The organism is Curvibacter gracilis ATCC BAA-807 (genome assembly GCF_000518645.1).
Taxonomy (GTDB): domain Bacteria; phylum Pseudomonadota; class Gammaproteobacteria; order Burkholderiales; family Burkholderiaceae_C; genus Curvibacter; species Curvibacter gracilis.
This window is the reverse complement of the sequence record NZ_JADZ01000010.1, coordinates 316,569-326,640: the sequence shown is the minus strand read 5'-3', so window position 1 is coordinate 326,640 and position 10,072 is coordinate 316,569. Positions and strand designations below refer to the sequence as shown.

Below are 10,072 nucleotides of genomic sequence, written 5' to 3'. Positions count from 1 at the left end.
ACCGAGTTGGAGGCGCGCACAAAGGTGTTGGTGGCGGCCGAGCCGGTGTAATCAAGGATCAATGTGCCCACGCCGGCGGCGGCGAAGGGGTCGGCATTGAGGTAGTTCTGCCAGCTGGGGGTGGTGTCGCGGCCGATGCGCAGCTCGCCGAAGGCGCCAGCGAGGCTGACGGTGGCGCGGCGGTTGAAGGTGAGGCCGCCGGCGGCGATGTCGGAGCGCTGGTTGTTGGTGGTGGTGCCGCTGCTGCCGATGCCGCTGGCGGGGTTGATGGCGCCCTCAAGCCAGAAGCCGGCGCTCAGGCCGCCGCCCAGGTCTTCGACGCCGCGAAAGCCGAGGCGGCTGGCGCTGTTGCCGGAAGGGGAGACGCCGGAGACGCGGCCGGCGTTGGTCTTGACGTTTTCATAGGCGAGGTCGAGCACGCCGAACAGGGTGACCGAGGACTGGGCGAGGGCCAGGCCAGGGGCGCTGAGGGCGCTCACGGCGGCGCAGGCCAGCAGGGTTTTCTTCAGATGAGTCATGGTTTTATCTCCAGGGTTGACGAAAAGCACGGGGTTGAAAAATCGATGCGGCAAGCCTTGAGCGCAATTCATCGCGCTTCATCGCACGTCGCTCACGGTGGTGTTGAGGGTGTTGCCCGCGATGCGCACATTGCTCAGGCTGATGGCGTTCACGTTCCAGGCATAGATGGGGCCGGCCACGGTGGCGCTGGCGGGGCCTGCGGCGGTCGGGGTGCCGAAGTCGCAATCGCGGATGCTCACGCCGGTGATGGCGGGCACGGTGGGGGCCGGGGCGCTGCCGTTGTAGTCGTAGGCCACGGGGCCCTGGGCCACGATGGCCTGGAAGCACGAGGCTGTGACGCCGTTCAGAGTCACGTTGCTCACCCGCACGTTGCTGATGTTCACGTTCTGCACCAGGGCCGGTCGGGTGCGGATCGCGTCCTTGGCCGGTTGGTAGTCGCAGTCGAAGGTGATCACGCCGCCTTGCGAGGCCGAGGGGTTGGAGGCCGCCGTGGTGGCCACCCCGATAGGCACGGTGGCATTGATGGGGCTGCCCGCGATCATCGAGCTGCCGTAACCAGCGCCCGTCAGGCTCACGCCGTTGGGCAGGCTGACATCGTCCACATAAAGGTTCTTCACAAAGCCACCGCGGTTCATGTTGGTCTTGATGCGGATGGCAATGTTCAGCGGGTTGCTGGCCCAGTTCTGGTTCAGCATGGTCAGGCGGCGGGCGTAGATGTTCTGCACCCCGGCACCCATTTCGCTGCCCAGGGTGAGGCCGCCGTGGCCGCTGTTCATGGTGCAGTTCTGGATCAGGTGCCGGTCGGCCGGGCCGTACTGGGTGTCCAGGTTCTTGCCCGACTTGATGGCGATGCAGTCGTCGCCGGTGTTGAAGGTGACCTTCTCGCACAGCACGTTGGTGCAGGCCTCGGGGTCGAAACCGTCGTTGTTGGGCCCGATGCTGTCGGCCAGCACGCCACGGATCACCACGTTGGTACAGGCCACCGGGTGGTGTTGCCAGAAGGGTGTGTTCTGGGTGGTGTAGTTCTCCATCAACACGTTGGTGCAGCCGATGAACTCGACCATGCAGGGCCGCAGGTAGTGCCCCTTGCCAAAGATGCGCTGGGCCACCGGCACACCGGCTTCTGACAGGGCCGGCAGGTAGTTCTGGTCTTGCTGCCAGGGCGTGACCGGGTTGGTGAGCAAGGTGTAGAGCGCATTGCTGATGTTGGGGGCCATGGTCCTGAGGTCGGCATTGGCCGGGTTGGCGTAGGCGCAAGAGGGGGTGGATGGGCCCGTGCAGCCGTAGGCGCCGCTGGTGCCCTTCCAGGTCCACCAGCAGGTGCTGGTGCTGCCGCTGCCGGCAAATGGCGTCATGGCCTGACCGTTCAGCACAGAGGTCTGGTCTTCGCCCGTGAGCGCGATGTTGTTCTGCTGGTAGGCATACACCGGCGCACCGAAGTTCAGGCAGTCGTCGGCCTGCCAGCGCGAGTAGTACAACTTGCCGTTGCTGCCGCAGTCATAGGGGCCGTCCTTGGCGTAGTCGGCCGGGTTGGGGCTGAAGTAGATGGTGCAGTTGGCGCTCAGGTGAAAGTTCACATTGCTCAGCAGCACGATGGGGCCGGCGCAATACCAGGTGCCGGCGGGCACCACCACGCGGCCACCACCCGCGGCATTGGCGGCCTGGATGGCGGCCAGAAAGGCCGGGCGGCTGTCAAACGAGCCCGGGGCGTGGGTCAGGTTGGCACCGTTGCTCAGCGGTGAGCTGCTGGCCGGGTAGGGGCTGGTGGCCGCCACCACCTGGCAGGTCTGGGCGCCGTAGTTGAGCACCGAAAAATCGCGGGCGGCAAAGCTGGTCTGGCTCACGCCGCTGAGGCTGCTGATGATCTGGTCAGCCGCACCGCCCACGCCCCAGATCGGGTCGCCATCGCCACCGCCACAGGCGGCCAGCGGGCCAGCCAAGGCTGCGGTGCCGAGCAGGGCGCCAGAGCGGCCCAGAAAGTCGCGGCGCTTGAGGGACGCTGAGGTCCACAGCGGGAAGTCGTGAGTGGCAGTCGGTTTCTTCATGTTGTTGTCTCCAGTTGATGTGTCAGTGGGCAAGACGTGGCCCTGCCCGGCTTGGCGCGGGCATTCGGGGCGGTGATCTGGGCCGTGTTCGGGCCGTTTGGGCGCAGCCTGACCCGCAGCCCGTGGCGTCTGCGCCAGGGCTGGTTTCAGGGTGTGGGGTGCCGTTGACCCGGGGTCAAGGCCTTGGCGGCCTCGGTTTCAAAAAGATGGTCAGCCGCTGGGCGGGCTTGGTGCGTGCATGGTGGTCTCCGGTGGTGCGCAGGTTCTGGCGACTTGCTGCAGGGTGAGGCTGGTGAAAGAGGCCCAGGTGCTCATGTGACAGGGGCGGGGTTGAAAAGCACCAGGGCGTTGTGCAGCTTCCACTGCTCGGCCCAGGTCTTTTGGCGGCCGCTGGCCACGTCCAGCATGTACTGGAACAGCTGGCGGCCCACGTCTTCGATGGTGGCTTCTCCGGTGGCGATGGTGCCGGCGTCGATGTCCATCAGGTCATGCCAGCGGCGGGCCAGGTCGCTGCGTGTGGCCACCTTGATCACCGGCACCTCGGCCAGCCCGTAGGGCGTGCCGCGGCCGGTGGTGAACACATGCAGGTTCATGCCGGCGGCCAGCTGCAGCGTGCCGCAGATGAAGTCGCTGGCCGGGGTGGCGGCGTAGATCAGGCCTTTTTGCGTGAGCTTCTCGCCGGGCGAGATCACACCGGTGATGGCGTAGCTGCCGCTTTTCACGATTGAGCCCATGGCCTTTTCGACGATGTTGGACAGGCCCCCCTTTTTGTTGCCGGGCGTGGTGTTGGCGCTGCGGTCGACCCGGCCCTGGTTCAGGTAGGCGTCGTACCAGGCCATCTCGCGGACCATGGCCTGGGCCACCTCGTGGCTGGCGGCGCGGGCGGTGAGCTGGTCGATGCCGTCGCGCACCTCGGTCACCTCCGAGAACATCACGGTGGCGCCGGCGTGGATCAGCAGGTCGGTGGCATAGCCCACGGCCGGGTTGGCTGTGAGGCCTGAGAAGGCGTCGCTGCCGCCGCACTGCACGCCCACCACCAGCTCGCTGGCTGGCACGGTCTCGCGCCGGCGTGCATTCAGGCGCTGCAGGTGCACCTCGGCCTGGCGCAGGATGTGATCGACCATGGACATGAAGCCGACATGGGCCTCGTCTTGCAGGCAGATGGTGTCCAGCGGGGCGTCGGCGCCGGTGGGTTGGCCGCGTTCGTCGCGGATGGGGATGCTGCCCGGGGGCAGCAGGCGCTCGGGCTGGAGCTTTTCGCAGCCCAGGCTGATGACCATTACCTCGCCGCCAAAGTTGGGGTTGAGGCTGATGTTGCGCACGGTGCGGATGGGGATGACGGCATCGGGTGCGTCGATGGCCACGCCGCAGCCATAGGTGTGCTCCAGGGCCACCACGTCGTCCACATGGGGGTAGCGCGGCAGCAGCTCGGCCTTGATGCGCTGCACGGCGAAGTCGGTCACGCCGGCCACGCACTGCACGGTCTGGGTCACGGCCAGGATGTTGCGCGTGCCCACCGAGCCGTCGGCATTGCGGTAGCCCTCGAAGCTGTGCTGCTCGGTGGCAGTGGGTGCCGGCACGGCCAGCGTGCCCACGGGCAGGTCGTCCAGGCCGGGCGGCGTGGGCATGCGCATCACGCGCTCGTTCACCCAGCTGCCGCGGGGCAGGGCGCGGGCGGCATAGCCGATCACCACGTTGTAGCGGCGGATCACCTCGCCCTCGGCCAGATCGGCCAGGGCCACCTTGTGCCCCTGGGGCACGGCCTCAACCAGGGTCAGGCCGCCGGGCAGCACGCTGCCGGCAGGCAGGCCGCCGTCGTTGACGACGATGGCCACGTTGTCGGCCGGGTGGACCTGGATGGTGCGCGGCGGCGGGGTTGGCGCGCCGGATTGCGTCTGTGGGCTCATGGCTGAGGCTTTCGGGTCGGCTTCACTTGGTCATGAACATGCTGGGCAGCCACATCGAGAACGAGGGCACATAGGTGACCAGCAACAGGGCAAAGATCAGCGCGCCATAGAAAGGCCAGATGGTGCGCATCACCGTGCCCACCGAGACCCCGCCGATGGCGCAGCCCACGAACTGGGTGGTGCCCACCGGGGGGGTGTTCAGGCCCAGGGCGCAATTGATCAGCAGCATGATCCCGAACTGCACCGAGCTCATGCCATATTGCTGGCAGATCGGCAGAAAGATCGGGGTGCACAGCAAGATGGTGGCGGCCATGTCCAGGAAGGTGCCGAGCAGGAACAGCAGCACATTCACCAGCAGGAAGATCAGCCACGGCGTGGTGGTCATCTGCGACAGCATCGCGCCCGTGAGCTCGGCCACGCCGTACAGGCTGATCAGGTAGCCGAAGGTGCTCGAAATACCGATCAGCAGCAGCACCACGCCCGTGGTCTTGACGGCCTTGGCCGCGGCCTTGATGAAGTGCTCGCGCTTGATCGAGCGGTACACGAACACCGTCAGCGCCAGGGCGTAGAGCACGGCCACGGCCGCTGATTCGGTGGCCGTGAAGATGCCCGACAGAATGCCGCCCAGGATCAGCACCACGATCATCAGCCCTGGCAGCGAGGCCGCCAGCGAGCGCGCCACGATGGCCCAGCCCGGGAAGGTGCCGGCCGGGTAGCCGCGGTGGATGGCCACCAGGTAGGCGGCCGCCAGGTTGCACAGGGTCAGGATGGCGGCCGGCAGCAGGGCCGCCAGGATCAGTGCCGCGATCGACACCTTGCCGCCTGCGGCCAGCGAATAGATGATCAGGTTGTGGCTGGTGGGCATCAGGGCGCCCACCAGGGCCGCGTGGGTTGTCACGTTGACGGCGTAGTCGGCGTGATAGCCCTCTTTCTTCATCATCGGGATCATCACCGCGCCCATGGCCGACACATCCGCCACCGGCGAGCCCGACACACCGCCGAACAAGGTGCAGGCCACCACATTGGACATGCCCAGGCCGCCGCGCACGTGGCCCACCAGGTTGCGCGCCAGGTCCACGATGCGGTCGGCGATGCCGCCGTACATCATCAGCTCACCCGCGAAGATGAAGAACGGGATGGCCAGGAACGAGAAGATGCTCATGCCCGAGGTCATCTGCTGGAAGCCCACCGCCAGCGGCAGGCCTTCATACAACAGTGTGGACAGGGCGGACAGGCCGATCGAGAACGCCACCGGCACCCCCATCAGCAGAAACAGCGCGAAGCTGACGCAGAGAATTGTCAAGGCCATGGTGATCAGCTCCAGCAGGGTTCGACTTCGCGGCCCTGGGCCAGCGCGATGATGTGCTCGATCGAGAACATCACGATCAAGACACCTGAAAGGGTGGCGGGGATGTACTTCCAGCCTTCGGAAATCCACAGGGTGGGCAGGCGGTAGCTCCAGACCGATGCGGCCAGCTCGGCACAGCCCCAGGCCATGGCGCCGCCAAACAAGCCCACCAGCAGGTGGATCAGGATCTCGATCTTGTTGCGGACCTTCTCGGGCACCAGCACCAGCAGCGATTCAAGCCCGATGTGGCCCGCGTCGTGCACGCCCACGGCGGTGCCCAGCATGGTCACGTACAGCACCAGCAACAGCGCCAGGCTCTCTGCCCAGGTGGGCGTGTTGTTCAGGACGTAGCGGCCAAAGACCTGCCAGCTCACGGCCCCAATCAGGGCCACGATGCCGGCAATGCCCAGCCACATGCAGCTGCGAGCCAGCCAGCGGCAAAGTTTGGAATACATGGTGTCGACTCTTCAGAAAAAAGGGTGCAGCCAGCCCCCCGGCCCGCTCAGATGGGCCGTGGAACGCACAGGGGCGGCTGCCTGGGCGGTGCTTACTTGGTTTCCTGGACGCGGCGGACCAGGTCTTTCAACTTCGGGTCGGTGATGAACTTGTCATAGACCGGCTTCATGGCGTTCTGGAACGAGGCTTTGTCGACGGTGATGATCTCGGCCCCCCCGGCCTTGACGGTGGCCAGCGACTTGGCTTCGCGCTCATCCCACAGCTTGCGCATGTAGGGCACCGACTCCTTGGCGGCCTGGCGCAGGGCCACCTGCTCTTCGGGCGTCAGCTTGTCCCACACGCGCTTGGAGAACAGCAGCATCTCGGGGGCCATCGAGTGCTCGGTGAGCGAGAAGTACTTGGCCACCTCGAAGTGGCGCGAGCTTTCGAACGAGGGGTAGTTGTTCTCGGCACCGTCCACCAGGCCGGTCTTGAGGGCGGTGTAGACCTCGCCGAAGGGCATGGGGGTGGCGTTGGCGCCCATGGCCTCGAGCAGGGCCACCCACAGGTCGGATTGCTGCACCCGGATCTTCAGGCCCTTGGCATCGGCCAGGGTGCGCACCGGCTTGCGTGCGGTGTAGAGGTTGCGCGCGCCGCTGTCGTAGTAGGCCAGGCCGATGAAGCCCTGGGGTTCGCACGACTTCAGGATTTCTTCGCCGATCGGGCCGTCCAGCACCGCACGCAGGTGCTCCTTGCTGCGGAACAGGAAGGGCATCGTCGGCACCTGGGTGACCGGGCAGATGTTGTTCATGGGGGCGATGTTGACCCGCACCATGGCCAGGGCACCGATCTTGGTCTGCTCGATGGTGTCCTTCTCATTGCCCAGCGAGCTGTTGTTGTAGATCTTGACGCTGTCCTTGCCCTGGGTCAGCTGCTTGAGGCGCTCGCCCAGGAACTTCACCGCTTCGACCGTGGGGTAGCCGTCGGGGTGGATGTCGGCCGAGCGGAACTCGGTGGCCTGGGCGGCCAGGGGGCCCAGGGCCAGGCTGGCGGCCAGCATCATCAGGTGGTGTTTGAATTTCATCTTTGTCTCCTTGAGGATCAGGTTTGTCGAACGTCGGGAATCAGAAAAATCGGCGGCGGGTGGGGGTCATTCCTGGTAGTGGGGTTCGGGCAGACCGCTCACGCCGGGGTGCAGCGCAAACACGCCGCCCGCCAGGGGCTGGTCGCTCAGGTCGATGCCCTCGGGGCGGATGCTGGTGACGTACAAGGTGTCCAGGCCGGGCCCGCCAAAGGCGCACATGGCGGGCTTCTTGACCGGCACGGCCAGCGAGCGGTCGAGCCGGCCGGCCGGCGTGAAGCGGTGCACCAGGCCGGCGTCGTTGCCGCAGATCCAGTAGCAGCCCTCGGCATCCACGGCCGCGCCATCGGGGCGGCCGGGGTGATCGCGCATGTCGACGAACAGGCGGCGGTTGTGCGGCGTGCCGGTGTCGGTGTCGTAGTCGAAGGCCCAGATGGCCTGCACCGAGGGGTGCGAATCCGACAGGTACATCGTGCGCCCGTCGGGGCTGAAGCCCAGCCCGTTGGGCACGGTGAGCCCGCGCAGCACCGGCAGCAGGCCACGTGCCTGGTCGCAGCGGTACAGCTGGCCCAGTGGCAGGTTGGCGCTCATGTCCATCACCATGGTGCCGGCCCAGAGGCGGCCCTGGCGGTCACAGCGGCCATCATTGAAACGCATGCCCCGGCGCCCGTGTTGCACGGCGGCGATGGGGGTTGCGCTCAGCGCGTCTGTGTCGGCTTGGGCGTCCAGCCGGAAGAGGCCGGTCTCCATGCCGGCGATGAAGCCTTGGCCATCCGCGGTCCGGGCCACGCAGGCCAGCATCTCGGGGGCCTGCCAATGGCGGCTCTGGCCGCTGGCCGCGTCCCAGCGGTGCAGGCGGCCGGCCGGGATGTCCACCCAGTACAGCGCCTGTTCGGCCGGGCTCCACAGCGGGCTTTCACCCGTGCCGCAGCGCGCGTCCAGCACCAGTTCGGCGGGGGAGCTCATGTGGCGCTCACAGGGGGCAGGGTTTCGAAGGGGCCGGCGGCGCAGAAATTGCCGCCTTGGTACAGGGCGGCCGGCGCGTCGGGCGGCACCGGGGGCTGCTGCTCGACTTTGGCGCGGAAGACTTCCGAACTGTCTTGCGGCACAAAGCCCAGGTGGCGGGCGCCAGCGTTGTCCCACCAGCCGGCAGGGTTGTCCGAGGCGCCATACACCACGGTGTGGCCCACCTTGGGCGTGACCAGGCTGCGGCGCACCAGTTCGGTCAGGTCGCGGTAGCTGAGCCAGGTGCTCAGCATGCGGCGGTCGCGCGGCTCGGTGAACGAAGAGCCGATGCGGATGCTGACGGTCTCGATGCCATAGCGGTCGAAGTAGAAGTTGGCCAGGTCTTCGCCAAAGGCCTTGGACAGGCCGTAGTAGCCGTCGGGGCGATGCGGCACCGTGGTGTCCAGGCGCTGGGTCTGGGGGTAGAAGCCGATCACATGGTTGGAGCTGGCAAACACCACACGCTGCACGCCATGGCGGCGGGCCGCCTCGTACAGGTTGAACACGCCGCGGATATTGGCTTCGAGGATTTCCTCAAACGGGCGCTCCACCGAGATGCCGCCCAGGTGCACGATGGCATCGCAGCCCTGCACCAGGGCGTCGACGGCGGCCTTGTCGGCCAGATCGCACAGCTGGATTTCCTCTTGGCTGGAGCTGGCCGGCGCCAGGTCGGCGATGTCCGACAGTCGCAACTGGCGGGTGAAGGGTTTGAGGCTTTCGCGCAGGACGCGGCCCAGGCCGCCGGCGGCCCCGGTCAGCAGCAAGCGTTGCGGCAGTTGTCTCTCGTTCATGGCGTTTTGTTGGCTTGAAGGGATGTATGTCATCGGTTGTCGTACAACCTGGGGCTGGATTATCATCACGCCATGTCAAAGTTGTCAACGGCCAATCTCACCGCGCCAACGGTTAATGCAACGGAGGGCCCTGTCGGGGTGTCGCCCACGCGTCGCCGACCGCGGGGTCTGGCCCATGAGCTGGTGGAAGACTTCAGCAGCCGCATCCAGAGTCAGGTGCTGCGCGCCGGTGACAAGCTGCCCACCGAGTCCGAAATCATGCGGGCCTTCGGCGTCAGCCGCACGGTGGTGCGCGAGGCGCTGTCGCGCCTGCAGGCGGCCGGCCTGGTGGAGACCCACCATGGCATCGGCACCTTTGTGCTGGAGGCCCAGGCGCCGGGCATGTTCCGCATCGATCCGTCCGACATCGCCGCCTCGGTGGATGTGTTGGCGGTGCTGGAGTTGCGCATCAGCCTGGAGACCGAATCGGCCGGCCTGGCCGCCTTGCGCCGCTCTGAGCAGAACCTGCTGGCCATGCGCCAGGCGCTGGACGACTTTGCCTCGCACGTCGAGGTGGCGGGGGACACCGTGTCGCCCGATTTCCGCTTTCACCAGGAGATCGCTCGCGCCACCGGCAACCGCTATTTCGGCGACATCATGGCCCACCTGGGCACCACCATCATCCCGCGCACCCGCATCTCATCGGCCATGCGCATGGCCCCCGAGTTGCGTGCCCAGTACCTGCAGAAGGTGAACCGCGAGCACGAAGAGGTGTATGACGCCATCGCGCGGCAAGACCCCGAATCGGCCCGCGCCGCCATGCGCATCCACCTCACCAACAGCCGGGAGCGCCTGCGCCGCGCCCAGGCGCTGGCCCAGGCGGGCCAGCCGGCGGACGATCTGGCCCGCTGATCCGGCGCGCCCACCGCCCGGCGGGCGGCAGCCTGGCAGACGGCTTCACT

At 66.9% G+C, this 10,072-nt stretch carries 9 protein-coding genes; 1 reads left to right on the top strand and 8 read right to left on the bottom strand.

All coding sequences use genetic code 11. From position 1 onward, the window contains the following. The 8 genes from L880_RS0108265 to L880_RS0108225 all read right to left on the bottom strand — a co-directional run. A partial coding sequence (locus L880_RS0108265) for a porin (protein ID WP_157462719.1) occupies positions 1 to 518 on the bottom strand: 518 nt, incomplete at its 3' end. 78 nt (positions 519 to 596) lie between these two features. Next, entirely contained in the window at positions 597 to 2,564 is a 1,968-nt protein-coding gene (locus L880_RS0108260; RefSeq protein ID WP_027475280.1) for a glycoside hydrolase family 28 protein, read from the bottom strand. A gap of 311 nt (positions 2,565 to 2,875) precedes the next feature. Continuing rightward, entirely contained in the window at positions 2,876 to 4,471 is a 1,596-nt protein-coding gene (gene garD, locus L880_RS0108250; RefSeq protein WP_051443159.1) for a galactarate dehydratase, read from the bottom strand. Positions 4,472 to 4,493: 22 nt separating this feature from the next. Continuing rightward, on the bottom strand, positions 4,494 to 5,780 hold the full coding sequence (locus tag L880_RS0108245) for a TRAP transporter large permease (protein ID WP_027475278.1): 1,287 nt from the start codon (positions 5,778 to 5,780) through the stop codon (positions 4,494 to 4,496). Positions 5,781 to 5,785: 5 nt separating this feature from the next. Then, positions 5,786 to 6,274: a TRAP transporter small permease gene (locus L880_RS0108240; RefSeq protein WP_027475277.1), complete on the bottom strand. Its 489-nt coding sequence runs from the start codon at positions 6,272 to 6,274 to the stop codon at positions 5,786 to 5,788. Positions 6,275 to 6,366: 92 nt separating this feature from the next. Next, on the bottom strand, positions 6,367 to 7,338 hold the full coding sequence (locus L880_RS0108235; RefSeq protein ID WP_027475276.1) for a TRAP transporter substrate-binding protein: 972 nt from the start codon (positions 7,336 to 7,338) through the stop codon (positions 6,367 to 6,369). A 66-nt stretch (positions 7,339 to 7,404) separates the two neighbouring features. Further along, positions 7,405 to 8,301 carry an SMP-30/gluconolactonase/LRE family protein gene (locus L880_RS0108230; RefSeq protein ID WP_027475275.1) on the bottom strand — a complete coding sequence of 299 codons (897 nt, stop codon included), beginning with the start codon at positions 8,299 to 8,301 and terminating at the stop codon, positions 7,405 to 7,407. Then, positions 8,298 to 9,131 (bottom strand): NAD-dependent epimerase/dehydratase family protein, encoded by an 834-nt coding sequence (locus tag L880_RS0108225; protein ID WP_027475274.1) that lies wholly within the window; start codon positions 9,129 to 9,131, stop codon positions 8,298 to 8,300. Before L880_RS0108225 ends, L880_RS0108230 begins: the two co-directional genes overlap by 4 nt. Positions 9,132 to 9,203: 72 nt before the next feature. Between L880_RS0108225 and L880_RS0108220 the strand changes: the two genes are divergently transcribed. After that, positions 9,204 to 10,022 carry a FadR/GntR family transcriptional regulator gene (locus L880_RS0108220; RefSeq protein WP_027475273.1) on the top strand — a complete coding sequence of 273 codons (819 nt, stop codon included), beginning with the start codon at positions 9,204 to 9,206 and terminating at the stop codon, positions 10,020 to 10,022. The last annotated feature ends 50 nt before the right edge of the window (positions 10,023 to 10,072 follow it).

Coding starts and splice junctions, on each gene's coding strand:
- L880_RS0108230 (WP_027475275.1), bottom strand. CDS start 8,301: ATGAGCTCCCCCGCCGAACTGGTGCTGGACGCGCGCTGCGGCACGGGT.
- L880_RS0108225 (WP_027475274.1), bottom strand. CDS start 9,131: ATGAACGAGAGACAACTGCCGCAACGCTTGCTGCTGACCGGGGCCGCC.
- L880_RS0108260 (WP_027475280.1), bottom strand. CDS start 2,564: ATGAAGAAACCGACTGCCACTCACGACTTCCCGCTGTGGACCTCAGCG.
- L880_RS0108245 (WP_027475278.1), bottom strand. CDS start 5,780: ATGGCCTTGACAATTCTCTGCGTCAGCTTCGCGCTGTTTCTGCTGATG.
- garD (WP_051443159.1), bottom strand. CDS start 4,471: ATGAGCCCACAGACGCAATCCGGCGCGCCAACCCCGCCGCCGCGCACC.
- L880_RS0108240 (WP_027475277.1), bottom strand. CDS start 6,274: ATGTATTCCAAACTTTGCCGCTGGCTGGCTCGCAGCTGCATGTGGCTG.
- L880_RS0108220 (WP_027475273.1), top strand. CDS start 9,204: ATGTCAAAGTTGTCAACGGCCAATCTCACCGCGCCAACGGTTAATGCA.
- L880_RS0108235 (WP_027475276.1), bottom strand. CDS start 7,338: ATGAAATTCAAACACCACCTGATGATGCTGGCCGCCAGCCTGGCCCTG.